This window comes from Embleya australiensis, from assembly GCF_051903075.1.
GTDB lineage: Bacteria > Actinomycetota > Actinomycetes > Streptomycetales > Streptomycetaceae > Embleya.
In genome coordinates this window covers 6,490,986-6,514,862 of the sequence record NZ_CP182422.1, presented here as the reverse complement: position 1 = coordinate 6,514,862, position 23,877 = coordinate 6,490,986, and the positions used below count along the sequence as shown (strand labels likewise).

The 23,877-nt window shown below is 71.0% G+C and carries 22 protein-coding genes; 9 read left to right on the top strand and 13 right to left on the bottom strand.

The features are described 5' to 3' along the window. Positions 1 to 8: 8 nt before the first annotated feature. On the top strand, positions 9 to 653 hold the full coding sequence (locus ACMXN5_RS27985) for an amino acid ABC transporter permease (protein WP_439677557.1): 645 nt from the start codon (positions 9 to 11) through the stop codon (positions 651 to 653). Continuing rightward, on the top strand, positions 650 to 1,459 hold the full coding sequence (locus ACMXN5_RS27980) for an amino acid ABC transporter permease (RefSeq protein ID WP_439677556.1): 810 nt from the start codon (positions 650 to 652) through the stop codon (positions 1,457 to 1,459). The genes ACMXN5_RS27985 and ACMXN5_RS27980 overlap by 4 nt, the downstream gene beginning before the upstream one ends. 18 nt (positions 1,460 to 1,477) lie before the next feature. Here ACMXN5_RS27980 and ACMXN5_RS27975 read toward each other — a convergent pair whose 3' ends face one another. Then, positions 1,478 to 2,731, bottom strand: coding sequence for an MFS transporter (locus ACMXN5_RS27975; protein ID WP_439677555.1), 1,254 nt, complete (start codon positions 2,729 to 2,731; stop codon positions 1,478 to 1,480). Between the two features lie 283 nt (positions 2,732 to 3,014). After that, positions 3,015 to 4,619, bottom strand: coding sequence for an alpha/beta fold hydrolase (locus ACMXN5_RS27970; protein ID WP_439677554.1), 1,605 nt, complete (start codon positions 4,617 to 4,619; stop codon positions 3,015 to 3,017). Between the two features lie 207 nt (positions 4,620 to 4,826). On the opposite strand from ACMXN5_RS27970, the gene ACMXN5_RS27965 reads away from it, so the two are divergent. Both ACMXN5_RS27965 and ACMXN5_RS27960 read left to right on the top strand, forming a co-directional pair. Then, entirely contained in the window at positions 4,827 to 6,155 is a 1,329-nt protein-coding gene (locus ACMXN5_RS27965; protein WP_439677553.1) for a CHAT domain-containing protein, read from the top strand. Between the two features lie 200 nt (positions 6,156 to 6,355). Then, positions 6,356 to 7,723, top strand: coding sequence for a purine-cytosine permease family protein (locus tag ACMXN5_RS27960; protein WP_439677552.1), 1,368 nt, complete (start codon positions 6,356 to 6,358; stop codon positions 7,721 to 7,723). Between the two features lie 24 nt (positions 7,724 to 7,747). Here the strand turns inward: ACMXN5_RS27960 and ACMXN5_RS27955 are convergent, their stop codons facing one another. Next, positions 7,748 to 8,386, bottom strand: coding sequence for an NADPH-dependent F420 reductase (locus ACMXN5_RS27955; protein ID WP_439677551.1), 639 nt, complete (start codon positions 8,384 to 8,386; stop codon positions 7,748 to 7,750). Positions 8,387 to 8,446: 60 nt separating this feature from the next. Further along, positions 8,447 to 9,259 carry an inositol monophosphatase family protein gene (locus tag ACMXN5_RS27950; protein WP_439677550.1) on the bottom strand — a complete coding sequence of 271 codons (813 nt, stop codon included), beginning with the start codon at positions 9,257 to 9,259 and terminating at the stop codon, positions 8,447 to 8,449. 115 nt (positions 9,260 to 9,374) lie between these two features. On the opposite strand from ACMXN5_RS27950, the gene ACMXN5_RS27945 reads away from it, so the two are divergent. After that, complete coding sequence (locus ACMXN5_RS27945; RefSeq protein WP_439677549.1) at positions 9,375 to 10,286, top strand: LysR family transcriptional regulator; 912 nt, start codon at positions 9,375 to 9,377, stop codon at positions 10,284 to 10,286. 151 nt (positions 10,287 to 10,437) lie between these two features. Here ACMXN5_RS27945 and ACMXN5_RS27940 read toward each other — a convergent pair whose 3' ends face one another. Continuing rightward, the gene (locus tag ACMXN5_RS27940; RefSeq protein ID WP_439677548.1) at positions 10,438 to 11,619 is read right to left on the bottom strand and encodes a hypothetical protein; all 1,182 of its coding nucleotides are present in this window, start codon (positions 11,617 to 11,619) and stop codon (positions 10,438 to 10,440) included. A 720-nt stretch (positions 11,620 to 12,339) separates the two neighbouring features. Here ACMXN5_RS27940 and ACMXN5_RS27935 point away from each other — a divergent pair. Beyond that, on the top strand, positions 12,340 to 12,597 hold the full coding sequence (locus tag ACMXN5_RS27935; protein WP_439677547.1) for a S26 family signal peptidase: 258 nt from the start codon (positions 12,340 to 12,342) through the stop codon (positions 12,595 to 12,597). A gap of 134 nt (positions 12,598 to 12,731) precedes the next feature. Here the strand turns inward: ACMXN5_RS27935 and ACMXN5_RS27930 are convergent, their stop codons facing one another. Both ACMXN5_RS27930 and ACMXN5_RS27925 read right to left on the bottom strand, forming a co-directional pair. Further along, a complete protein-coding gene (locus ACMXN5_RS27930) occupies positions 12,732 to 12,926 on the bottom strand; it encodes a DUF397 domain-containing protein (RefSeq protein ID WP_439677546.1) in 195 nt (64 codons plus the stop codon). Continuing rightward, the gene (locus ACMXN5_RS27925; RefSeq protein WP_439677545.1) at positions 12,833 to 13,870 is read right to left on the bottom strand and encodes a Scr1 family TA system antitoxin-like transcriptional regulator; all 1,038 of its coding nucleotides are present in this window, start codon (positions 13,868 to 13,870) and stop codon (positions 12,833 to 12,835) included. The genes ACMXN5_RS27930 and ACMXN5_RS27925 overlap by 94 nt, the downstream gene beginning before the upstream one ends. A gap of 176 nt (positions 13,871 to 14,046) precedes the next feature. Between ACMXN5_RS27925 and ACMXN5_RS27920 the strand changes: the two genes are divergently transcribed. Next, positions 14,047 to 14,454: a PPOX class F420-dependent oxidoreductase gene (locus ACMXN5_RS27920; protein WP_439677544.1), complete on the top strand. Its 408-nt coding sequence runs from the start codon at positions 14,047 to 14,049 to the stop codon at positions 14,452 to 14,454. 67 nt (positions 14,455 to 14,521) lie between these two features. Continuing rightward, on the top strand, positions 14,522 to 14,896 hold the full coding sequence (locus ACMXN5_RS27915) for a VOC family protein (RefSeq protein ID WP_439677543.1): 375 nt from the start codon (positions 14,522 to 14,524) through the stop codon (positions 14,894 to 14,896). An 18-nt stretch (positions 14,897 to 14,914) separates the two neighbouring features. Here ACMXN5_RS27915 and ACMXN5_RS27910 read toward each other — a convergent pair whose 3' ends face one another. The 4 genes from ACMXN5_RS27910 to ACMXN5_RS27895 all read right to left on the bottom strand — a co-directional run bounded on the left by ACMXN5_RS27910 (position 14,915) and on the right by ACMXN5_RS27895 (position 19,157). Continuing rightward, positions 14,915 to 16,057, bottom strand: a complete 1,143-nt coding sequence (locus tag ACMXN5_RS27910; protein ID WP_439677542.1) for an FAD-dependent monooxygenase — start codon at positions 16,055 to 16,057, stop codon at positions 14,915 to 14,917. Between the two features lie 67 nt (positions 16,058 to 16,124). After that, positions 16,125 to 17,570 (bottom strand): hypothetical protein, encoded by a 1,446-nt coding sequence (locus ACMXN5_RS27905; RefSeq protein WP_439677541.1) that lies wholly within the window; start codon positions 17,568 to 17,570, stop codon positions 16,125 to 16,127. A 118-nt stretch (positions 17,571 to 17,688) separates the two neighbouring features. After that, positions 17,689 to 18,252, bottom strand: coding sequence for an ATP-binding protein (locus ACMXN5_RS27900; RefSeq protein WP_439677540.1), 564 nt, complete (start codon positions 18,250 to 18,252; stop codon positions 17,689 to 17,691). Beyond that, entirely contained in the window at positions 18,249 to 19,157 is a 909-nt protein-coding gene (locus tag ACMXN5_RS27895; protein ID WP_395790859.1) for an MEDS domain-containing protein, read from the bottom strand. The genes ACMXN5_RS27900 and ACMXN5_RS27895 overlap by 4 nt, the downstream gene beginning before the upstream one ends. Positions 19,158 to 19,609: 452 nt before the next feature. Between ACMXN5_RS27895 and ACMXN5_RS27890 the strand changes: the two genes are divergently transcribed. After that, positions 19,610 to 21,835, top strand: a complete 2,226-nt coding sequence (locus ACMXN5_RS27890) for an SDR family oxidoreductase (RefSeq protein WP_439677539.1) — start codon at positions 19,610 to 19,612, stop codon at positions 21,833 to 21,835. An 85-nt stretch (positions 21,836 to 21,920) separates the two neighbouring features. Here ACMXN5_RS27890 and ACMXN5_RS27885 read toward each other — a convergent pair whose 3' ends face one another. Continuing rightward, on the bottom strand, positions 21,921 to 22,499 hold the full coding sequence (locus ACMXN5_RS27885; RefSeq protein ID WP_439677538.1) for a maltokinase N-terminal cap-like domain-containing protein: 579 nt from the start codon (positions 22,497 to 22,499) through the stop codon (positions 21,921 to 21,923). A 57-nt stretch (positions 22,500 to 22,556) separates the two neighbouring features. Beyond that, on the bottom strand, positions 22,557 to 23,777 hold the full coding sequence (locus ACMXN5_RS27880; protein WP_439677537.1) for a hypothetical protein: 1,221 nt from the start codon (positions 23,775 to 23,777) through the stop codon (positions 22,557 to 22,559). Positions 23,778 to 23,877: the final 100 nt, after the last annotated feature.

Here is a 23,877-nt window from a genome sequence, read left to right as displayed (position 1 = left end):
CGTCGACCATGAATGTCCTGCTCGACAACTTCGCCCTGTTCCGCAAGGGCTTCGTCGGCACCGTCGAACTGACCCTGGCCGCCGGGCTGATCGCACTGGTGGTGGGCGTGCTGATGGCCGGGTGCCGGGTCTCGCCGGTGCGGCCGATGCGGCTGATCGGCGGCGCGTGGGTGACCGTGCTGCGCAACACCCCGCTCACCCTGCTGTTCTTCGCGGTGGTCCTGGGGCTGCCCCGATTCGGCGTGGTGCTCCCGTTCTTCACCCTCGCCGTGCTCGCCCTGGGCTGCTACACCTCGGCGTTCATCTGCGAGGCGGTGCGGGCCGGCATCAACACCGTGCCGGTCGGTCAGGGCGAGGCGGCCCGGAGTCTGGGCATGAACTTCGGCCAGACGCTCAGCCTGATCGTGCTGCCGCAGGCGGTGCGCGCGGTGATCCCGCCGGTCGGCAGCACGCTGATCGCACTCGCCAAGAACACCGCCATCGCCGGTTCGTTCAGCGTGGTCGAACTGCTCGGTACCTACCGCACGCTCAACGAACTCGGCTACGACATCGTCGTCACGTTCCTGTGGATCGCGGTCGGCTATCTGATCATCACGCTGACGATCAGCGCGGTGTTCCGGTTCCTGGAGAAGCGTCTGGAGGTGGCCCGATGAGTGTCGAGACATCGGCGCTGTACGACGTCCCCGGCCCGAAGGCCCTGGCCCGGCACCGGACTTACGGCTTGATCGCGACCGCCGTGCTGCTCGGCGTGCTGGCCTGGGTGATCTACAAGCTGATCGACACGGACCAGTTCGCGGCCGACAAGTGGGCGCCCTTCCAATACGTGGGCGTGCAGAAGCTGTTGCTGCGCGGTCTGTGGCACACGCTCCAGGTATTCGCGTGGGCGGCGGTGTTGTCCCTGGCGTTCGGCGCGTTCTTCGCCGCCGGGCGGCTGTCCGAGCATCGGGCGATCCGCTGGGTCGCGGGCCTGGTGGTGGAGTTCTTCCGGGCCATGCCGGTGCTGGTGATGATCTTCTTCATCTTCATCGCGATGAAGGTCGAACCCCGCCTGGCACTGATCGCCGGCCTGACCCTGTACAACGGCTCGGTACTGGCCGAGGTCTTCCGGGGCGGAGTCAACGCGGTCCCCAAGGGCCAGAGCGAGGCGGCCTACGCGCTGGGGATGCGCAAGACCTCGGTGATGATCCACGTGCTGATCCCCCAGGCCGTGCGCACCATGCTGCCCACGATCATCAGCCAGTTGGTGGTCACGCTCAAGGACACCTCGCTCGGATACCTGATCTCCTACGAGGAATTCCTCTACGCCGGCAAGCAGATCGCCACCAACCTCGACTACAGCCTCCCATTCATCCCGGTGGTCATGGTGATCGCCCCCATCTACATCGGCATGTGCATGCTCCTGTCCGGCCTGGCCCGCTATCTCGAAAGCCGCCGGCGTCGACAGCACAAAGGCACGTGACACCAGCGAGCCGGTGGCTCAACGTGCTCCGGAGCCTTTCAGGACGGCGGCTTCCTTCCCCACGGGCGATGGGTGTGCCTGCTGATGGTGCTGGTGGCGTTGCGCCCAGCGGACGGCGAATGGTGCTGCCAGGCCCGTCAGGGTGAACAGCGCTCCCACGACGTACCATCCGGGGCGGCCCCACGTAATGCAGAGTGAGATGAGCAGAGCCGGGCCGAGGGCTTCGGCCAGTCCTGCGCCGAGGCCGAACACACCGAGATACTGACCTGTGGCGTGCTGCGGGGCCAAGGCGAAGGACACTTCGAAGCCTGCGGCGGAGTGCCACAGTTCGCCGATCGTGTGGATCACCATCGCGGTCACGAGCAGCGCGGCGGCGGCCCACGCCGGTATCCCTGCGGACAGGGAGATCAGCGAGCAGGAGACGAGAAAGGCCACGCCCGCTCGACGGTATGCGGCTCCGCCTGCCGTTGGGGAATTGATGCTGCGGCCGGCTCGCATCTGGAACGCGATGACGATGACGGTGTTGGTGAGCATGACGCCCGAGAGGAGCCAGCGCGGGGCGGTGGTGGCTGTGACCAGCCAGAGTGGGACGGCCACCGTGAGCACCTTGAACTGGACAGCCATGATGCCGTCGAGAACGGTGAGCAAGAGGTAGGGCCGGTCCCGCAAGGCAATCCAGCGGGGACCGTCGGTGGTGGGGACCGGTGCGACCGACGGCAGGTGGATCAGGATCGCCGCGGAAGCCGCGAAGGCGACCGCGTTGCCGATGACCAGGAGTCGATAGGCGGGGAGGGTGCCCACCTGGACGGCCCAGCCCGCCAACAGCGCGCCGAGCGAGATCCCCACGTTGGTCACGGCTCGGAGATAGGCGCGGAACGCCTGCGGCCGGTCCCCTCCGTAGTGCCTGATGAGTGGACTGCGTGCGGCCAGTCCGGCTGCTTTGGCGCCCATGGTCGTGCCTACCGCAAGGGCGAACAGCCAGAAGCTGTCTGCCAGCAAGAAGCCGGCAGTGGCCAACGCCTGGACGACAAGGGTGACCGCATAGACACCACGTGCTCCATGCCGGTCCGCGAGATGACCGACAGCGATGCCCGCGGCCAGCGAGAGGACGCCGGCGATGCCGAGACCGAGGCCCACCTGGGTTGCCGGTAGCCGGACGGCCTCGGTGAAGTACAGGACTCCAGCGGTCAGATAGAGCCCGCTGCCGAGCGTGTAGACGAAGTTCGAGGCGGCGAGGACGCGCTGTGGTCCGGGTTCCGGCATCAGGGGCATGAGGGCGGCTCCGCATCCCGAGTCGACAGTATGGGCCGGCCCAGCTTTCTGCCTACAACTCGCAATTGCAAGATCTATGCAATAGGGAGGGCGCGGATACTGTCCACCTTGGGAGCGGGGCGCGCTCCGGCTGCCCCGCGCAGGGCGATCGGCCGGCGGCACCACCACGGCTGAAACGTCGGCGACCCGGCCCGCTCGGGCATCGGCCGGCACCCGGGTCGGGGCTGTTCCGGTGCCCTCGGGCGAAGCGCGCCGGGGGCACCGGAACCGTCGGGATGTGGCCTCAGTCGCGGGTCGGGATGCTCAGCGTCGAGGGGTCGTTCCGGGGGGATGTGAAGGTGAGTTGGCTGCCGAGGGGGTTGTGTTGGAGGTAGAGAGGGTCGACCGTGTCGATTACTACGGCCAGGCTGTGGCCGGCCGGGACGTCGTAGGACGTGGCGGTCAGGTCGAGGTCGATCGGGAACGGGGTGCCTGGGGTTTTGGCGTGGAAGGTGTATGGGGCGTGGGTGACGAGTTTGCCGATGCCCAGCGGGCCTACGTCGTACAGGTAGGCGAAGATCGTTCCGCTTTCGTGGGATGCCGTGATCGTGGTGTGTAGCTTGGTGGTGCCGCGGACCCTGGTTGCCGTGGGGTGGCGGTCGGATTGCCAGACGGCGGCGAAGGCCCTGGGCAGGAGCGGGATCGAGGCGGTCGGTGGGGTCCGCAGGAACTGGTCGAGGATGCTGGACAGGAAGATCGTGCCGCCGTCGGCCCCGGAGTCGATGCCGGTCAGGATGCGGCGGGTGTCGGTGAGCGCGAGGGTGCGGGTCGCGTTCGCCGCGGCGGGCCAGTTCGGGTAGCCCTCGTAGCCGCCGCCGGTGCGGGACTTCAGCTGTACCGCCGGCTCCCGGTCGATGCCGTTGTCGATGCCCCTGAGGTGGTGGTCGAGCCAGCGGGTCGAGTCGGCCCAGACGTCGTTGGGCAGGCCGAACAGGCCGCCCGCCTCGGCGGTGGCGTGGTCGCCGGGGCGGAATTCGAGGCGCTTGGGACCGGTCAACCCCCCGAAGAAGTCGGCGTATTGGTCGGGCGGGAAGAGCGAGTCGCCCCACGCGTTGCCGAGCATGATCGCGGGGGCGTTGGCGTTGATCCGGTCGAGGTAGCCGGCCGGGGAGCGTTTGGCGCCCCACGCCAGCATCTCGGGCTCCTTGGCGAGATTTCCGGAGAGGAAGTCCTTCAGGATTTCGGTGAGTTCGGCGCTGGGTCGGCCGGTGAGGAAGCCGGCTCCGCCCAACAGGGTTGCGGCCTGGGCGTGTTCGGTCCGGCCGGCGTAGATCGACTGGATCAGGTCGGCCCAGCCGCTCATCGCGACGACGGCCTTGATCCTGGGGTCGAACGCGGAGGCGAGGAGGCTGATTCCGGCGCCGTAGGAGACGCCGGCCATGCCTATTCGGGTCGGGTCGGCGGACGTGTTGGCCAGCGCCCAGTCGATCACCCTGGACGCGTCGGCGATGTCCGGCGGCCCGGCGGTCTCGATCTCGCCGCCGGATTGCCAGAATCCGCGCGAGTTGTAGCCGATCACGACGTAGCCGCGGTCGGCGAGCTGTTGTGCGGGGACGACGTATTCGATCTGGGGCATCGCCCAGCTGGTCGGCAGTACGACCACCGGGTAGCGGGTGCCGGGCGCGCCGCCGATGGGGGTGATGACGTTGGCGGCCAGCTTGGTGCCGCCGTCGCCGGGGATGTCGACGAAGCGCAGGGAGGAGCCGGCGGCGGACTGCACGACCGTCGCCGCGGTGGGGATGGGGACGGCGCCGGCCGAGGCGACCGGGCCGAGGGCGGTCCCGGCGAGGACCGCGGCCGAGACGACGGCGGCCGCACGAGCGCGTGGGCGCAGGCGGAATCGACCCATCAGGGTCTCCTGACGTCATGGTCGGGGCGTGACCCGACCCGCGAGAATGCATGGTGAGACGACGCCAGGGGACGGCGTCGGGGGGTGACTCACGAGTAAGTTACGCGCCGGTAAACCAAGACGGAAGTGCCACGCGGCGATCGACTGAGGCACCGCCCCGCACCCGAGTACGGTGGTCCCGGCACGTGGGGGCAAGCGGGGGTGAACGTGGAGCGTGCGCAACACACCGAACGCGCAGCGCGGGTCGAACACATCGACACCGACGCCGACACCGAAACACGCCGCGCCCGGGACCGAGGCGAACGCGGCCTGCTCCGCTGCATGGAGGCCTTGGCGGACGACGCGGCCCGCCGCACCCTGCCCGGGGCCTCGGAGGCGACCGGCGGGCCGGCCCCGGTCGGCGGGCCGCACACGACCGTCCGGCGAACCACACCCGGCAGGGCGGACCCGAGCGCCGGCCCCCACGCCCTCCCCGAAGCTCTCACCCTTCTCACCGAAGCTCTCGCCGCGCTCCCCGCCACTGATCCGCGCTGGCCGGAATTCGCCTACGCGGCCGGCGTCGCCCATGGCGCTCTGGCGGACCACGAGGGCGATGCCGACGCCCGGGACCAGGCTCGGGTCTGCTTCCGGCGGGCCCGTCGTGCCGCGGCGGCGGACGCCCACCTCTTTCGGGCCGCCACCCACGTGGGTGACGCTCGCGTCGGCGCCGGCCCCGCCGCCGGCGAGTGGCGTGCCCTCCTCGACCCGCCCCCCGCCGCCGAGATCGCCGTCGCGCTGCGCCGCCTCGGCGCCGACGCGCTGGTCCAACTCGTCCCCGGGGCCGCCGTGGTCAGCGGCGTCGACGGTTCGACCCGGCTGCTCGACCTGCCCGAACTCGACTACGGCCTGGACCTGCCCGACGGCGACCGGGAGCACCTGTCAGACTTCCTCGACGCCCTCTGTGCCTGGGCCTGGGATGCGGTGATGGCCCCCGTACTCGCCGCCGTCACCGGCACGTTCGGCCGCACGCCGTCCCTTGTTCTGCTGCCCACGGGCCCGTTCGCCTCGGTGCCCTGGCACGCCGCCTGCTCGACCGTCGACGGCCGCCGCCGATACGCGCTCCAGGTCGCGCAGATCTCGTACACCGCCTCGCCCCGCCTGCTGTGCGACATCGCCGCGCGCCCGACGGCCGACCCGTACCGGAACCGGCACCACCCGATCGAAATCGGCCACACCGCCGGCGACCCGATCGTGTTCGCCCCCGACCGCGCCGCCGGATCCGCCGCCGAGCACCTGGCCGCCGGCGCCCACACCGTGGTGTCCACCCTCTGGCCCGTGGACCCGACCACCGCCGCGCTGGTCCTGTACATGGCCCACCACTACCTCAACCGCCGCGACCTCCCGCCGGCCCAGGCGCTCCGCACCGCCCAGCTCTGGATGCGCGACCCCAAACGCGGGATCCCCACCGCGATGCCCGCCGAACTCGCCGCGCAGGCCCGGGAGATCACCCCGAACGACCTCACCGGCTGGGCCGCCTTCACCCACTCCGGCCAGTGAGCCGCCGCACGCCGACCCCCACCCCGCCTTCCCAAGCCCCCCGCCGGGAGCGTACTGTTCGCCACGCCATCGCGGGAGCTCGGACCAACCGGGCTGAGAGGGCGGCATGGGGTGTCGGCGGCGAGCCGGCGCGCACCCCGGGGCCACCGACCGCTTGAACCTGTCCGGGTAATGCCGGCGTAGGGAGAGCAGGTAGAGCCATGTCGGCTCCAGCAGTGGACGACGCACGCCCCGCCGCGACACACCCGGCGACCGAGGCCCCGCTGGTCCTGGACACCGCGCCGCCGCGCACCCTCGGCTTCCGCGACCAGGCCGCGTTCTGGGCCAACCTCGGGGTGAGCCTCCTCGGCTTCTCCGGCGCCCTGTTCGTGCTGGCCCCGGCGGGCTATCCGCAACTGTCCATGGTCGCCGCGATCGTCGCGGCGATCGGCGGCACGCTGCTCGGCACGCTCATGGTCGCCGTCGCCGGCATCCCCGGCGCCCGCAGCGGCGCGCCCGCGATGACGGTGCTGCGCGGGTTGTTCGGCACGAAGATCTCGTACGTGCCGACCGTGTTCAACATCGTCCAGTGCATCGGCTGGGGCACCTTCGAACTTCTGGTCATCTCGCTGGGCATCGAGGCGATGACCGACGGCGACGGCCCGCACTGGCTCTACATCGTCGCCGCCGGCACGGTCACCACCGCGATGACCCTGCGCCCGCTCGGCATGCTGCGCATCCTGCGCCGCTACGTGACGATCGCGGTGGGCATCGCGATGCTCTACTTCTCGGTCCAGCTGTGGCGCGAGGGGCTGCCGCCGATGACCGAGGGCTCGTGGTCCGGGTTCTTCCCGGCGATGGACGCCGCGCTCGCGGTCGCGGTCTCGTGGGTACCGCTGGCCTCCGACTACACCCGCCATTCGCGCGGCACCAAGCCGGCGTTCTGGGCCGCGCTGAGCGGATTCTCCGTCACCAGCATCTGGTGCTACCTGCTCGGCCTGGTCGCCCTCGCCCAGGTGGGCGGCGACGCGGACAAGATCTTCGACTCGTTCCTGGGCGTCACCGCCGGTTGGGTCTTCTTCGCTGTCCTGGTCATCCGCGAGGTCGACCAGAGCTTCGCCAACGTCTACAGCACCGCGATGTCGATCCAGAACCTCGCGCCGCGCGTCGACCGCCGGATCCTCTGCCTGGGCGTGGGCGCGCTGGTCACTGCGTTCGCGCTGATGGTGAACGACTTCGACACCTACGCGAGCTTCCTGTCCCTGATCGGCTCGATCTTCATCCCGCTGCTCGGAGTGCTGGCGGTGGACCTGTTCGCCGGTCGCGGCCGCGCCGGCTGGGATCTGGGCGACCACGCGCCGGCCCGCTGGGTGATGCTCGCCCCGTGGCTGCTCGGCTTCTGCATGTACCAGCTGATCAACCCCGGCACGGTCGAGTGGTGGGTGGACTTCTGGACCCCGATCCAGGACACGCTCCACATCCACGCCCAACGCTGGACCTCGGCCTCCCTGTTCTCCTTCGCCCTCGCCGGCGCAACCGCGTACATCGCGGTCGCGTGGGACCGTCGGCGAGCGCCCGCCACGCGCTGAGCCAAGCCGGCCGGGTCGACCGGGTCAGCGGGCGATGGCAACGGCGAACGGCCGGAAGCCGTGTCGGCGTATGACGTGCGGCACCACCAGGATCATCGCCTCGGTGGCACGAGCCGTGCCGATGCCACCGAGGTCCTCGATCCATCCGGACCGCCATCCCAGGTCGCCGAGCAGACCCGCCACGGTCTTCTTCGCCTGCTCGTCGTCGCCCGACAGATAGGCGGTCGGCGGAGTGGCCAGGGTTTCGGGCGCGGTCATGACCATGAACAGCATGGTGTTGAGCGTCTTGACCACCCGCGTGTCGGGCAGCGCGGCCTGAAGTCGCTCGGCGAGGCTGCCGTCGGGATAGACCAGCTCACCGGGCAGCCCGTCGTCGGCATCGCGGGTCGCGTTGGAGACGTCGACCAGGATCTTTCCGGCGAGTTCGGCGCGCAGGTCGGACAGCCGCCTCAGGGCGGTGTCCCCGGGCGTCGCGTTGATCACGACATCGGCGGTGCGGGCAGCGGTGCGCTGGTCGGCGAAGGAGATGCGGGGGTCGGCGGCGCCGGCGGCGTCCTCCGACGGGCTCCGGTGGCCCAGGGTGACGCGGTGCCCGGCCGCGGCGAACTTGTGGGCCAGGTTCGCGCCGACGCGGCCGGCGCCCAGGATGCCGATGTTGGTCATGAGGTGATGCTCCTTGCGGTATTGGTGGGAAACGAACAGCAGTGATGCCCGGGGACCCGCTCAGGCGACCGCCGACAGCACCCCAAGCGCCGCAGCGTGAATACCGGGCGCAGCGGCCAGGAAGTCCGGACTGCCCGTCGTCCACGGCTCACCCGCCAGGTCGGTGACGACACCCCCGGCTTCGGCGACCAACAGAGCGCCGGCGACCAGCCCGGACCGAACATCGGAGAACTGCCAAAACGCGTCCATGCCCCCGCCGGCAACGTGGATGAGCTGCAACGTCGCGGGCACGGACACCCGTACGACAAGGCCGTTGACCAGCATCGCGGTAACCGATTCACCGATCCGCCGGAACGTGTTCCCGTCCTCCCCCGGCCTGGCCTGACCGGTCCCGGTGAGCGCGGCGCCGAGGTCGGTCTTGGCGGACACCTTCAAAGGACGCCCATCGAGCCACGCGCCACCGCCCGCGGTGGCGGTGTACGTGTCACCGGTCAGCGGCAGGTGGACCACGGTCAGCACCGGCCGGTTGTCGCGCACCAGGGTGGCCGTGACGCCCCAGTCGGACATCCCGTGTACGTGGTTGATGTTGCCCTCGGCCGGATCGACGACCCACCACTCCCCGGCCGGGAGCGGACCGCCGGCCAGCTCGTCCTCGGCCCACCGCGATCCGGGCCGCGCCCGCAGCAGCGGTTCGCGCAGCACGTTCAGCACCGCGTCGTCGTTGGCGTGGATCTCCTCGACGATCTCGCTCGGGCTCACGGCCCGGGCGTGCGGGGTGTACCGGTCGCGCAGGATCGCACCGGCGGCCCGCACCGCGGCGGTCACCGCCGGCATCAGCGTCGTGTCGGCGTCGAAGGGCAGGGCTGTACTCATGATCGGCTCCCGGGTCTCGGTGGTTGCGGCGCGGCTTCCGCTCGCCCGCACTTCGAAGCTAGAACCCCCACCGATTAACAACAAGTGCATGCTTATCACTCGTAGAGTTACTCTCATGCAACTGGATCTGAACCTGCTCACGGCCCTGGACGCGCTCCTCGAAGAGGGCAGCGTCGCCGGCGCCGCCGCCCGCCTCCACGTCACCGCGCCGGCGATGAGCCGCTCACTCGGCCGTATCCGCAAGGTCACCGGCGACCAGATCCTGGTCCGCACCGGCCGCAGCATGGTCCCCACCACCCGCGCGCTGGCGATGCGTGCCCAGGTCCACGTCCTCGTGCAGCAGGCCCACCAGTTGCTGTCCGCCCGGCAGGAACTCGAACTGCCGGCCCTGCGACGGGTGTTCACCGTGCGCTGGCACGACGCCCTGACCGACGCCTGCGGTACCGACCTGATCACCGCCGTACACCGCCAGGCCCCCGGCGTGCAGGTGCGGCTGTCCGCCGAACCCGGCACGGACACCCCCGAACTGCGCCGGGGCGAGGTCGACCTCGAATCCGCCTCCGCCCGGCCGACCCTGCCCGACATCCGCGATCGGCTCATCGGCCGGGACCGGCTCGTCGTCGCCGTCCGCCCCGGCCACCCGCTCACCGAAGGCCCCGTGAGCGTCGAGCGCTACTCGGCCGCCGACCACGTCACCGTCTCGCGGCGGGGGCGCCTGCGCGACCCGATCGACGACGCCCTGGCGACACTCGGCCACGAACGACGCGTCGTAGCCGCCGCGCCCACCGCCGCCCTCGCGATGCGGCTCGCCCTGGACACCGGCCTGGCGGTCTGCCTCCCGGACGCGGTCACCCACACGGCCCGCGAGCGACTCGGCCTGATCACCCTGCCGCTACCGATCCCGATGCCGGCCACACCGCTGTACCTGCTGTGGCACCAACGCCACGACGACGACCTCGCCCACACCTGGCTGCGAGACCTGGCCACCGAAACCATCCGGGCGCTGTTCCCGCCGACGACGGATTAGCGGCACGAAACACGGCCGCCCGGCGCGAAGCCGTCGACGCCTGCCACCGCTACCTCACCGGCCACCTCGACCCTCCGGACCACGACGCCGCCCTCGAAGCCGGCCGGCCGATCGCCACCGGCGCCGGACGGGGGCGCCGCTGCGCGCGGCGTCACATGGGGGCGTACATGGTGATGATGCCGACGCGTTCACACCCGACGAGTACAAGCATCCCGTAGTCGTTCATGTCAGAGGCGTCATCGTCGGCGTCGCAGCCGCTCATGGGCAGGCCGACGGCATAGGCCAGCAGCGGCGTGCGATCCGTGCCACCGAGCACACGAGTGGTCCATTGTTCGACGACATCGCGGATGAGCCAGGGAACGAGATGGTCATCGTCCGTGTCGACGTTGCCGTCTTCCGCGGTCCAACCTGCCGCGTCCAGGAACCCGCGGACGGTGTCGCCTTCGCTGTCGGCGAGGAGTTCGGTCAGTGCCGATCCCTTGAGTCGGCTCTCGGGAGCGACCGGTTGCCCCTCCCCTTCCAACCAGTCGACTTCGTCGCGAAGCCGGTCCCCCACGCTCGAGGTGTTCAGCCAGGCACGGAACATCTCGTCGGCGGCGTCGGGGTCGACAGGCAGGTCGAGCCGGTGGCGTCCCACGATGACGCCGAAAGTCATGCGGTCGCCGTTGGTGAGGCACAGGAACTCGCCGAGCAGACCGGTGGCGCATGCCACCCGGGTACGGAAGACCGCCCCGTCGAGATCCTCGCCGGTCAAGGAGGCGCAACCACGGTGGCCGGCGAGGAGGCAGGCCGGATCGGGGCTGGGCGTTCGTGCTTCGGGGGCAACGGCTGCCATTGCCAGGCGTACCGTCCGGTCCCTGCGGAAACGCAGCAGCAGGTGGTGCTCGTGCTCGATCGGTTCACCGTCGGGCTCGGCGGCGACGCGAACGTTCCAGGCTTCCTGACAGCCGTCACGGACGAGCAGCCAGGCGACGTGTTCGACCAACAGGCGAACCCTGGGCGGCAACGCGGCACCGTCGGGCGCGAGCGCCGCGGTGAGCATGCCGGCCACGTGGTCGACGAGCCGGCGCTCGAGGTGCCCGGTGTCCGGCCCCGGCGACGCGGGGACAAAGGCCTCCGCCCGGACCGGGTACCGGTTCCCGTCCTCGCCGTCGGCCGTCCACACGTGCGGGTAGCGGCCCCGGCGCCGAACCTCCGCCATGGAAGGCGCGTCGGGCCCGTCCTGGCCGGAACCGGCGGGCCTGCCCGCGGCCGCCGCGAAACGCCACACACGACTTTCCCCGCCCGGAGCCGGCGGCGCCCACGCCTCCAGCAGGCCCAGGCCGGCCGGCACCTCCTTGTCCCAGTCCACCCACCCCGGCACCGCCGTCTCGATCTCCGGACTTCCGCACACATGACCGAGCTGCCGACACACTCCCCGGCATGTGGACACTGTCGGTATCGCGCCATGCTCGGGTTGCCGCTCGCCGCCTTGATCCGCCAATTTGCTTGTGGCCATACCGTGTTCGGGGATCGCGTCACGCATCCCGACAGCGTAGCCGGGGCTGTCGATGACGCGCGGGGCGCGATCGCCAGCGCGAACGGGACCTCGGGACGTCAGGACTCGTTTTGCCTCTTCCCTCGAGAAGAACCACACCCAACGCCTTTGTCAGGACCCCTTGATCCACGCCTGATCGACCGTTCTTTCGTCATCGATGAACCGAGCCCACAGGTGGTCCGGTCCTGTGGGATGGGGTCGACCTGCGCGACCTGGATCCGGTCGCGCTGCGGACCCGGATCGGCGCGGTGTTCCAGAACTACATGGAGTACGAACTCACAGCCCTCGACAAGGGCGTATTGGGCGTTCTCGTGCTGGTCCGGACGCGGGGGCGGGTGTTGCGGGTCAGGGTGGTCGGCTGGAGTATGCAGCCGACGATCGAACCGGGGGACGAGGTGCCGGCCCGCCGGGTCCCGCCGGAGAGCTTGGCCGTCGGCGACATGGTGGTCCTGGCCGGACCGCACCTGGCGCCCGACCTGCGGATCGCGCTCGCCGAGGGCCGCCCCGCCCGGGAGCATGGTGTGGGATCCACCGAACGGGTCGGCCCGTCGGCGGATCGACACCGTCGGCGGCCCGCGACCGTCGGGTGCCGACGGCGAACACCCGCCGCCGGCGCACCTGTTCCTGCTCGGCGACAACCCCGAGTGCAGCGTCGATTCCCGGCACTACGGCAGTGTTCCCGCCGATCGCATCCTGGGCCGGGTGGTACGCCACCTGGGATCGGTCCCGACCGACCCGGGGGCGGCCGGCGCCGGGCCGAGCTTCGGTGGATGAGGCTCCGCTTCCCCAATCGGCCGCTGCGGCAGTGCAACCACTCGGGTGTCGACACCGGCCACATGGCGGAGGCCAAACAGGTCCCCGCGGACCTCACCCGGACATAGCCGATCCACGGACCGACACACCAGCCATCACAAGGCGCGCGCCGGGCTCAGTGGCCGGCGCGCTATGAGGTGGGCCCAGGCCGCCGGGTGGACGGCGATCGTCGGAGAGTCGACGACCTTGGTGTCCCTCACTCCGATGGCGTGTCCCAGGGATGCAACCGCGACGCAGTTGTTTCCACCGCTGTAGCTGCTGGTTCGCCATTGCGCGATCCCACCGACCATGCCGTCTCCACCTCTACGAGCCTCTGCGCAATTCGCGCGATCGACGCCTCGGCGCCAAGCGCCTCGGCTTGCAACCGATCGTAGGCGAGGGAGTAGGCGGCCAGGCAGGACGGCCGGCAAGTCCACGAATCTCCGGTCAACCCTTCGCACGCAACTACGCGGCGTCCACCCAGGTCATAGACGGTGAACATGCCCGCCATTCCCGGATGCGCGCCGACGTCGCGCGGCAGAACCTGCACGGTGATATCGGGCCGGCGGGTCAATGTCACCAGGAGCTGGGCCAGTTGGGCATGCAATACGCCCGGCCCTCCCACTGGACTGTACAGCGCGGACTCGTCGAGGATGCACCAGAAGCTCCGCGCTCCATTGCGCCGGGCTTCCAACTCGCGCTGTCGCTTCATGCGCAGATCCGCGCGACGGATGATCTCTTCCTCGGAAACCGCCGGACAGTACGCCCGAAGCACGGCGCAGGCATATTCAAAGGTCTGGAGCAGCCCCGGCACGAGCCCAGCCGTGTAATCGCGAATCGATATTGCCGCACACTCGATAGTGACGAGCCGTTCGAATCGCACTCCCGTTGTGCCCCCGTGCGGTGTGGCACGCCACCAACCCGGGACGTCGTGCTGCTGCAGTCCGTGGATGATGTCATCGGCGACGTCGTCCATCTCGTCCTGATCGGGTTCCGGAGCCGCTTCCATGCGGAATCCGAGTTCGTTCAGGGGACGCTGGAACAACTCCTCCAAGACGAGTTGGTAGTCAGGAGTAGGCCGTGGTGGCGTCGCGCTCTCCCAACGGCGGACCTGACGGACACTCACCGCCAGACACAGGCCACACTCCCGCGCCTTCGCCTCGAATGCCTCGGCGAATTGCCGCTGCGAGTGCAGTTGAAGGGCCTTGCGGGCCGCGACGAACGTCGGGTTCCCGGGCTTGATCGGGCGGGTCATCTCACCCCCAGGGTGGTCACTGAGCCCAAGCTAGCCATACCGGCCGGCGATATTCCCCGGTTTCGGATGGATCACCCATGGCGAACGGTGGCGTTCGGCCCTTGACATCAAGTTTGCTTGAAGTTCTACGTTCGAGACGAACGCTCCCAGCGGGGGAGCCTCCGGACGGAGCGGTGATGGCGAGCTATACCGAAGTCGAACGTGCGTACCTGGTGGGGCAGAGCATCGGACGACTGGCCACCGTCGGCCCGAAGGGCACCCCGCATGTGCGGCCCGTCGGGTTTCGGCTGAACGACGACGGGACCATCGACATCGGTGGGCCCAACCTCAGCTCCAGCCGGCGGTGGCGCAACGTCGAGCGCAATCCGGGCGTCTCCTTCGTCGTCGACGACATGACGCCGGACGAGCCGGGTGCCTACAAGCCGGGCTGGGGGCGCGGCGTCGAGATCCGGGGCCGCGTCGAACTGCTGCGCGATCACGAACCGCCGCTGCCCCTCGACTTCTTCAGCAACGAGGTGATGCGCATCCACCCCGAACGCGTCATGGGCTGGAACCTGGAGGACCCGCCGGGCGACCACTCCTGACTGACCGGACGCGCCGACATCGCCCGCTTCCACGTGCGATGTCGGCGCTCGCATCTACCCTGGCCGCATGAAGATCCGCCGCGTCGTACCCAGCGTCACCGCCACCGATCTCGGCCCCAGCCGGGCGTTCTACCAGGACTTCCTCGGCTTCGAGGCCGGCATGGACGAGCCCGGCTTCCTGATGTTGCGCTCGTCGAGCAACGCCACCGCCCAGGTGATGGTGGTCGTCCCCGACGAGTGCGACTGGGACGCGCAGTCCGGCCGCACGGCGATGTCCATCGAGGTCGAGGACGTCGACGCGGCCTACGCGCAGGCGCGCGAGCGGGGCTACGAGATCGTGTACCCGATCACCAACGAACCCTGGGGCGTACGCCGCTTCTTCGTCCGCGACCCCAACGGCAAGGTCCTCAACATCAACATGCACATCGAGCAGCCGAGCTGACGCGGGCCAGACCCCGCATCACCGCGCGCCGATCGCCGCCCCCAGCGCGTGGCCGCCGAAGCCGTCGTCGGCATGCTGGGCCGCCCACCAGTCGACCATGCGTTCGGGGGTCATCGTGGTCCAGTCCGGGGTGTCCTCGACCATCGCGTAGCCCATCGAACGGGCGACCCGCACCAGGTCCGCGCCCGCCGGGTGGCGCTCGGCCTCATAGCGCGCCAACACGTCCTCCCACGAACCGGCCGGCCCCACCTCCCGGCACGCCGCCTCGAACGCCACCGCGTCCTGGATGCCCTTGACCGCGCCACTGGCCACATGCGGCCGGGCGATCGCCGCCGCGTCCCCGGCGACCAGCATGCGTCCGCTCGTGAACCGGTCCACCACGAGGTCGTTGATCGGCTGGATCAGCGTGTCGCTCTCGGGCGTCGAGGTGACCAGGTCGGCCCAGAACGGCGGAAAGTACTTGCGGGTCAGCGCCAACAACGCCGGACGCGGGTCGGCCGTGCCGCCCACCGCGCTGTACAGGCCCCACGAGATCCGGTCTCCCCCACTGCTCGGGATCCGGTACATCACGCCCTGGCCGTTCGGGATGCAGATCGAGATCAGGTTGTCGATCGGCTCGTGGTTCCACGCGCAACTGCCGCGCCACATCGCATAACCGGCGTACTGCGGTTGGATCTGCGGGAACACCGCCGCACGCACCGCCGAGCCGTAGCCGTCCGCGCCCACCACCACGTCGTAGCGCTCGCTCGTACCGTCGGGCAGGTAAATCTCGCCGTCCGTACCGACGGTGACCGGTGTACCGCCGCGATAGTCGACCTCGGCCGGCACCCGGCGGCGCAGTCCGGCCCACAGCTGGCCCCAGTTGTACATCCGGAACGCGGCGGGCTGATCCCACAACGATCGCCCGCGTGCCGACTCGCCGTCGTCGAGCAGCCAGGTGCGCCCGTTGACGTCGCGCCAGGGCGTGGTGTCGTCGAGGTAGCCGGCCGCGACCAGTTCGGCGTAGCGGTCCACGTGCAGCGCGATACCCACTCCCCGATCGGCGAGTTCGCCGGTGGTGCGCTCGTACACGGTGACCTCGGCCCCGCCGCGCGCCGCCGCGAGCGCGAAAGCGCAGCCCGTGATGCTTCCGCCGACCACTGCGACCCGACCTATCGGCATGCCCATCTCCCTTGGTTCACGTCCGACTTCGCACAGACGTCCGGACCGGGCCGGACCCCGAAGGACCCTACGGGATGGCGGTCGCGATCCGATCACGTACACCGACCAGTTGTGCCCGGCGCGTCTCGTCGAAGGCGATCTCCGCCTCCGCGCTGCCCTCGTACGCGGGCAGTCGGGCGTGGTCGTCGATCAACGCGGTCAGGCGCGGCAACGCACCGATGGCGTGTGCGCCCATGTCGGCCAGCACCTGGAGCGCGAGTTCGCCGACGAATCGATCGCCCGCGACGGCCGACATCTCGGCGACCAGGCGCGCGGTGAACTCGGCGTCGTCGGGCCCCAGATGCCGCCACAACACGCCGGCCACCTCATACTTGCGCTTCGATTCCCGCTCGAACAGGAACATCGCCTGCCGGCCCTGGCGTTCGGTCGGACCACCGTGCGCGACCAGCCCCATCAGCGTGTGTGCCTTCCGGCGCCCGGAGGCGTCGGCCTCGACGGGCTGTGCGGCCAACCAGGCGTCGGCATCGGCGCGCCCCTCGGGCAATCGACGCGCCGCGAAAACCACCTCCAGATCCGGCAGGGGCAACAGTCCACCGGGTGAACCGAGTTCGTCCGACAGTCGCCGCCCGACGCCGTCGGTGCGCCCGGCCCAATGCCCGGCCGCCGCCCCCCACATGTCACGCGACAGGCGCAACACCCTCAGGCTTTCGGCACGCAGCGCGCTGTCAGCGTCGTCGGCCTCCTCCGCCACCCCCACCAACGCAGGCAGCAGTTCCGTCGGCCCGGTACGCCACAGCCTGATCGCCTCCGCCGCCATGTCCAGGCCGATCCACCGCACGTCCCGATCCTCGGCGGCCAACAACGACCGCGCGATCTCGTGGCACGCCTCCTCGTCCCCGAGCAGCCGCCAGGCCCACACCGAGCCCACCCGCACGTCCATCGGCCCACCATCGCGCCGCAACCGCCGCACCGCGTCCCCGAGATCGGCCAGGATCGCCTGGCACAACGCCTGCCGCCAGGCCCAGGGAAGGTCCCCGTCCCCGAGCAGGATCAGCGCCGCCGTCACCCGCACCGCCGGATCGGCGTCCTCGGTCAGGACCATGGCCGAGTCGTCGAACTCCCGCCCACGGCCGAGCAGCGCGATCGTGCCCGCCACCCGCACATCCGGATCGGCCGCCTCCGGCAACCACGCCGCCACGGCCTCGACCTCGGCCGTCGCCACGAACAGCCGGGCCGCCGCGACCCGAACGGCCGGCTCGGCATCGGTCAGCCACGACCACGCCCGCTCGGCCACCGGCGGCCAGGCCACCGCGAACTCCACCACTTCAAGCAGCAGTTCGACCGCGAGCAAACGCGTCCCGACCGGTCCCGCGTCGGCAAGTCCCAACAGCAGCCGCGCCGTCGGACCGTCAGGGTCGGCCCCTACCGCGTCGAAGATCGCCGCCCGCTCCGGCCCGAAGCTCGCCGCAGCCCCCGAGGTCACCGCCCGCACGCACGCTTGTTCGTCGATCACCGGCCGACCGTGTCACACCACCCCGGCCGAGCCAAGCCGTTTCCGACCATGAACCCCCGCACGAGTCACGGCCGTTCAGGCATCCAACGACACCCGACGTCGCCCGACCGCCGCCCCCTCAGTGCAACTCACCCTCCGTCTCCACGTGCCCCACAACCTCGCTCGCCACCACCCCCGTCGACGTCGACGCCGTCAAATGCATCGTCATCCGCACCACCACGCCCTCCGCGCACTCGGCCACCTCGACCTCGTCGCACAGCGCACGCGCTATCCACAGCCCCCGCCCCGGCGTCTCCTGCTTGTCGGTCAGCCGAGGAAACGCGCGTCGACGGCAACCACCGTCGGCATGGCCGCCGTCGGCACGGCCACCGTCGACACCGCCGCCGTTCGCCCCGCCCCCGTCGTCCCCGGCCGCGTGGATCTCGCAGACCACCTGCCCGGCCCTGGGCACACAACGCAGCAGCGCGGGCCGGGAGTCCGAGGTGACGGCGCACGCGGCGATCTCGTGTACCGCGAGCACCAGGCAGTCGGGGCGGTCGTCGCCCAGGCCGACGGCGTCGGCGTGCCGGCGCACCACGGCACGGACCAGGCACAGGTCCGACGCGCCGAACGGCAGTACCTCCACCGGTCCGGCACCGATCCGCGCACGGGCGTGGGCGCGATCACGGTTCGGGCCGGTCACTGCACTCCCCCACTGCACTCCCCGGAAGGTCGGTCCTCGTCCACGATCAGGCCGCCGACCCCGCTCCACCCGAGCAGGTCGACCACCTTGCGGACCGCCGGTCCCGCGGCGCGCAGGACCAGGTGCCGGTCCGGGCCGAGGGCGGTGGCGGCCCGATACAACGATTCCATCGTGCCGAGGTCGGCGAACTCCAGTGCGGACAGGTCGACGACCAGGTCCCGGCCCGAGTGGGCCATCGCGCGCCGCAGCGCGTCCTCCAGCAGGTCCCGGGTGCCCACGTCGGCCTCGCCGACCAGGCGCAACCCCTTGGTGGTGTCGGTGACCTGGAGGGTGGGCGGACGTGCGCGACCGGTGCCGGCGACGAGCGGGTGCAGCCGTTCCTGGGCGTCGATCTGTACCGAACTGAACTCGCGCGGATCGTACAGGCAAATGCCCATCGCCCGGCGGCTCGGCAGGCCGAGGCCGGCGAGGCGTTCGAATTCGAGCAGGTCCGCGTGTTCGACGCCGCCGGCCCGACCCCACGTCATGTCGCCGCACACGCGCAGGCCGCGAAAGCCGTCGGCGAGGGCCTGATCCACGGCCGCGAAGAACGTCTCCGCCATCCCCTCGGGCGTGAACTCGCCCTCCCACAACGGCGTTCGGCCGACATCGACGACCACGAGCGAGCCGTCGGCCTCGCGGTCGTCGGGCCGGGTGGGTCCTTCGGACAGCGCACTCATCAGCCAGGCCCGGTCGCGCCTGCCGAGCAGGCACATCACCCGGTCCTCGGCGGACAGTCCGTCCCTGATGTAGCTGTGCACCGCGAGCCGCGTGACGGCCTCGTCGGCCGACACGAAACAGCAATGGCTGCCGTACTCCATCGCTCCCACCGCGGCCACCGTGGCCCCGGCCTGGGAAGTGTCCATCTGCGTATGCCCCCTGGTCGTGACACGCCTCGGGCCGGACCCGGGCCCTCGTCTCGCACCAGACCGTAGTACCCGAAGACCACATCACCGGGCGCAAACGGTCAAGAAAGCTTCTTTGGGGGGTACCAACCCACCGGACAGGGCACAATTTTTGGTTTCCGGCCGGGGCCTCGGCCCTCCCGGACCGCCCGGCGGCCGTCGCGTCGTCGAGCGCGCCGGCCGGCCGATCGTGAACCCGATCGGGTGACACCGGCATCGGTTGGCCCAATACCGCGTGGGTGATGGTCGTACGGCGACTAGCGTCCTGACGAAACCCACTCGTCCCAGGGAAGACATTGACCACGCGTGCCCCGGCGCAGCGCGCCATCGGGCCCGACTCGCCGCGCGTCGACACCGTCGACGCGACGTCCCGTCAGGCCACTTGTGAACACCTGCAAGGAGTTGGCTGAGCCATGCGCGTCGCCATCACCGGAGCCACCGGATTCCTAGGTCTCCATCTGCTCCGCGAACTGCTGGACCGCCACCGCACGATCACCCTCCTGTCCCAGGCGGGCTCGCGCGGCGTCCTCGACCGGATCCGGGCCTTTCTGGAAGCCACCGCCGCTCCCGACGAGTTGGTGCGGCGACTCCCCGAGCGGCTGCGGATCGTCGAGACCGATCCGAGGTTGCCGCGACTGGGCCTGGCCGGGCCCGAGTTCACCTCGCTGGCCGATTCGATCGACGTGATCTGGCACTGCGCGGGCGACCGCCGACCCGACGCCACGATGGCCGAGTTGTGGCCCGACACGGTCGACGGCACCCGCCATCTGCTCCAGCTGGCCGAGGCGGGTCGGCGGCGACCGCGCGTGTTGCACATCGGATCCGCATTTGTCGCGGGCGCCCGTCGCGACGGCACGATCAAGGAGCAACCGGCCGACGACTCGGCGGGTTTCGAGAACGACTACGAGCGGGCCCAGTACGAGGCGGAGACGCTGGTCCGGGACTGGGCGGCGCGGCTGGGGCGTTCGGCGTTGATCCTGCGGCCGACCACGCTGGTCTCGGATCGTCCCGGGGTGCCGGCGAACTCGCTGCGGCACGTGGTGGAGCGGGCCGCGGTGACCAGCGGGTGTGCGGCGTTCGGCTGGGCGGCGCGGCTGCCGGGGCGGATGCGACCGGTGTTGCGGCTGCCGGCGGCGCCGGACGGCCGGCTCAACTTCATGCCGGTGCACGAGGCGGCGCGCATGATGACGCGGCTGGCCGATCTGACCGGCTCCGGCGGCGTGGACACCTACCACGTACGGCATCCGCACGACGTCCCGGTCGAGGTGGTGCGCGAGGTGCTGGCCGAATTCCTCCCGGTACGCCTGCGGTTCGTCGCCGAGCCGCCCGCGCGGCCCACCGGCGTGGAACGGCTCGCGGAGGCACACGCGGCGTGCACGCCGTATCTGACGCACCGTCGGGGCTATGACGACTCAGGGGTACGGGCGTTGCTCGGCGAGCCGAGGTCGGCGACCGCGGTGGATCGGGACTACCTGGTGGACTGTGTCCGGCCGGGGCGCGGCGGGCGGCGCGACACCGCGTTGGAGCGGGCGTATCGCGATCCCGGTCGGGCCGGCCGGGCCGGGTCGGTCGAACTCGGCGCCGTACTGCGGTTTCGCGGCCTGGCGCCGACCGTGGCGGACCTGCGTCAGGCGGTGGCGGCCCGGTTGTGGCGGGTGCCGGTCCTGGCCTACCGCTCGGATGGCACGTTCCGGCGGCGCGGGCCGGTGGACCCCGATCGGCACGTGCACGTGTACCCGGTCGGCCCGGGACGACTCGGCGCGGCGGTCGACGCGTCGTTGGCGGATCGGCTGCCCCGGGACCGCCCGGCGTGGGAGGCGCGTCTCGTACACGGCTACGCGGGCGACGAGTGGGCGGTGGTGTTCAAGGCGCACCACACGCTGCTCGACGACGCGTCGGTGGTCGAGGTGGCCCGGCGGTTGTTCGGGGTGGAGCCGATCGAGGCGGCGGCGGTGACCCCGCACGGGCCCGCCGTGCTCGGCGTCCGCGACCACGCGCGCCGCCTGTCGCCGCCGTCCACCCGGCCGTTCACAACCCGGGGGGCGACCGGCACGCGGCGGATGGCCTGGCTGGACCTGGACCCGGAACGCCTGCACGCGGCGTCACGGCACGGTCGCGGGGTCGGTCCGGACGACGTCTTCCTCGCCGCGCTCGCGGGCGCGCTGCGCACCTGCCCCGGCGTACCGTGGCGGCGCGGCGTGCGGCCGGTCTGGGCGCTGGTGCCGTCCCCGTCCGGCACGATGGGCGCCCCGGAGCCGGGCAACCACGCCCGGCCGGCCCGGGTCCGCCTGCCGTGCGATCAGGCCGACCCGATCCGTCGCCTGCACCTGGTCGCGCAGGACAAGGCCCCGCCCGTCGACCGCTGGGGCCTCCGTACCGCCATGTCCCCCTGGCAGATCGACCTGGCCGCCGGCTCCGCCCACCACTGGCCCCGCCACTCGTACGCCTTCCGCGGCTCCCCGGTGTTCGACGCGATCCCCCTCGGCGGGGTGCCGCACAGCGCCCCGATCGGCGTCTTCCTCGGCTCCTTCGACGACACGATGCACATCACGGCCCTGGTCGACACGTGTCTCCCGGCCGGGTTGGCGGACGATCTGTGCGCGGCGTGGTCGGACTCCCTGGCCGAGCTTGCCCCGTAGACACCGCGCGCCGGGTTCGACGGCACCGACCGGGTCGGTGCCGTCGAACCCGGTGGTCCCACGCCGTGGCCCGGTCGTCCCGCGACTACCGCGACGCGAAGGTGGCCAGCACGCCCCGCACGGTCGTCCCGTCCGGCCGGGTCCAGCCCGCGACCAAGCGCCCCGGCGCCCCCTCCTCGGCCCCGACGGGCCGCAGCACCCGGTTCACCCGAACATCGAGCACACCGGCCGCGCCACCGCCGTACACCGTCACCGTCGGGTCCGGCGTGTCGCTCTCGGTCTGATGCTGCGGCGTCGCCTCCCCGCGCAGCACCGCGTGCAACTGTCCCATCACCACCGGGTCCCGCACGCCGTCGTAGATCCACCGGGTACCGAGCACGCCATGCTCGGAGACGCCGATCAGCGCGTCGTCGGAGGCACCGTCGAGCGCCGCGCCGCGATAGGCCATCGGCACGAGATACGCGGCCGACTCCGGGGCGCCGGCCTCCACCACGATCATGAACTCGATCCCGACCTCGCCCGCCGGGTCGTCCAACCGGAATCCACCGGCCCGGATCCGCTCCGGCGCTTCGGCCCCGCCCGCGTACCAACTCTGCCGGGGCAGCCAGTCGGCGAGCAGTTCCAGTTTCCCGGGCGTCATGGTGGTGTGGTGGATCGAGGCCATGCGTACTCCCTCACACATCGGTTCGTGATCGAATCCGATCGAATCTATCCGGCCCCGCTACACCAGCAATCGCCACACGTCCCGGTCGGCGGTGCCGCTCCAGGCCGGGTCACCGTGGCCGTAGTCGGGGATCACCGTGAAGGTGACCTTCGGATTGCCGCCGTCGCGGATCAGGTTCGCGCCCTTGGGGTGGTCGCCGCGTCCCAGGGCGGTGTTGATCCAGGTGACCTCGGCGGTGATCGCCGGCCAGTCGACGCGGTACACCGATTCCTCGCCCGCCCAGATCGCGGCGAGGTCGCGCAGCAGTGCGATCGGGATCAGACCGCTGCCGAGACGGGCGGTGGCGTCGGCCCAGGTCGCGAGTGGGCTGTGGGTCAGCGTGAACCGGTCTTCGGACGGTGTCGCGCCGAAGGCGAAGGTGCCTGCGGCGAAGCCCTGTTCGTAGATCCAGTTGGTCGCCCCGGGCAGCTTGGCGGTGTGGATCAGGGCGAAGTGCGCGAGCGCGGCGTTGGTGAACCGACTCGTCGGATCGACCGGTCGCGGGACCGCGGAGGCGCCGTTCGGGTCGCCCACGGCACGCGCCAACAGCCCTTTCAGACCCGGGTCGTTCGTGTACACCCCGCCCGCGAGCTGCGCGTCCGACGCCGCCCTGGTCTGCGCGGCGCGGACCGCGAGGTCGCCCTCGTACGGCCCGGTCGTGTCCAGCACCATGACCCGGCCCGGCCTCGGCGCCCGATCCGCCGCCAGGTCCAGGGCGAGCGCGGCGCCGGCGGAGTGGCCGAGCAGGTCGTACGGCACCCGCAGCGCCGCGTCGACCGCGTCGATCACCGTGCGGGCGTCCCGCTTGTGCGCGGCCAGGCCCCACTCGGCGGTGAGGTCGGCGGCGGTCGCGCCGTTCTCGCGCGGCGAGATGCCGATCACCAGGTATCCGTGCGTGCGCAGGTGATGGGCGAGGTTGTGGGCGGTGGGGGTGAAGAAGTTCGACGCGAAGTCGAGGCCGCCGCCGGGCAGCAGGTAGGCGACGCGCCGTGGCACGTACCCGGTGTCCGCGACCACGTCGACCACCAACGGCACGGCCGCGTCCCGCAGTTCGAGGGTGGTACGGATCCAGCCCGGCCCGTGTTCGCGCCCGCGCACGACGATTTCGCCGCCCGAGTCGCCCAACGCGCCCCCGATCCGCTCGACCGCGGATGCCGCCGGATCCCGCGTCCCGGCTCGTGCGCTGCCCATGCCCAAACCGAGCAGCACCGGTGCCGCCAACACTGTTCTTCGCCGCATGTGGGTCCCCCGACTCCCGATCCGACCTGCCCGCCCGCGCGCGGGCCGGCCTTCAGCCTGCCGACTGCACCCGATCGTGGTCAACGACCGGGCCCGGGAC

What these genes read in the sequence shown, in the direction of transcription:
- ACMXN5_RS27985 (WP_439677557.1), top strand. Translation starts at nt 9, where the DNA reads ATGAATGTCCTGCTCGACAACTTCGCCCTGTTCCGCAAGGGCTTCGTC.
- ACMXN5_RS27980 (WP_439677556.1), top strand. Translation starts at nt 650, where the DNA reads ATGAGTGTCGAGACATCGGCGCTGTACGACGTCCCCGGCCCGAAGGCC.
- ACMXN5_RS27975 (WP_439677555.1), bottom strand. Translation starts at nt 2,731, where the DNA reads ATGCCCCTGATGCCGGAACCCGGACCACAGCGCGTCCTCGCCGCCTCG.
- ACMXN5_RS27970 (WP_439677554.1), bottom strand. Translation starts at nt 4,619, where the DNA reads ATGGGTCGATTCCGCCTGCGCCCACGCGCTCGTGCGGCCGCCGTCGTC.
- ACMXN5_RS27960 (WP_439677552.1), top strand. Translation starts at nt 6,356, where the DNA reads ATGTCGGCTCCAGCAGTGGACGACGCACGCCCCGCCGCGACACACCCG.
- ACMXN5_RS27955 (WP_439677551.1), bottom strand. Translation starts at nt 8,386, where the DNA reads ATGACCAACATCGGCATCCTGGGCGCCGGCCGCGTCGGCGCGAACCTG.
- ACMXN5_RS27950 (WP_439677550.1), bottom strand. Translation starts at nt 9,259, where the DNA reads ATGAGTACAGCCCTGCCCTTCGACGCCGACACGACGCTGATGCCGGCG.
- ACMXN5_RS27945 (WP_439677549.1), top strand. Translation starts at nt 9,375, where the DNA reads ATGCAACTGGATCTGAACCTGCTCACGGCCCTGGACGCGCTCCTCGAA.
- ACMXN5_RS27935 (WP_439677547.1), top strand. Translation starts at nt 12,340, where the DNA reads ATGGTGTGGGATCCACCGAACGGGTCGGCCCGTCGGCGGATCGACACC.
- ACMXN5_RS27930 (WP_439677546.1), bottom strand. Translation starts at nt 12,926, where the DNA reads ATGGTCGGTGGGATCGCGCAATGGCGAACCAGCAGCTACAGCGGTGGA.
- ACMXN5_RS27925 (WP_439677545.1), bottom strand. Translation starts at nt 13,870, where the DNA reads ATGACCCGCCCGATCAAGCCCGGGAACCCGACGTTCGTCGCGGCCCGC.
- ACMXN5_RS27920 (WP_439677544.1), top strand. Translation starts at nt 14,047, where the DNA reads ATGGCGAGCTATACCGAAGTCGAACGTGCGTACCTGGTGGGGCAGAGC.
- ACMXN5_RS27915 (WP_439677543.1), top strand. Translation starts at nt 14,522, where the DNA reads ATGAAGATCCGCCGCGTCGTACCCAGCGTCACCGCCACCGATCTCGGC.
- ACMXN5_RS27910 (WP_439677542.1), bottom strand. Translation starts at nt 16,057, where the DNA reads ATGCCGATAGGTCGGGTCGCAGTGGTCGGCGGAAGCATCACGGGCTGC.
- ACMXN5_RS27895 (WP_395790859.1), bottom strand. Translation starts at nt 19,157, where the DNA reads ATGGACACTTCCCAGGCCGGGGCCACGGTGGCCGCGGTGGGAGCGATG.
- ACMXN5_RS27890 (WP_439677539.1), top strand. Translation starts at nt 19,610, where the DNA reads ATGCGCGTCGCCATCACCGGAGCCACCGGATTCCTAGGTCTCCATCTG.
- ACMXN5_RS27885 (WP_439677538.1), bottom strand. Translation starts at nt 22,499, where the DNA reads ATGGCCTCGATCCACCACACCACCATGACGCCCGGGAAACTGGAACTG.
- ACMXN5_RS27880 (WP_439677537.1), bottom strand. Translation starts at nt 23,777, where the DNA reads ATGCGGCGAAGAACAGTGTTGGCGGCACCGGTGCTGCTCGGTTTGGGC.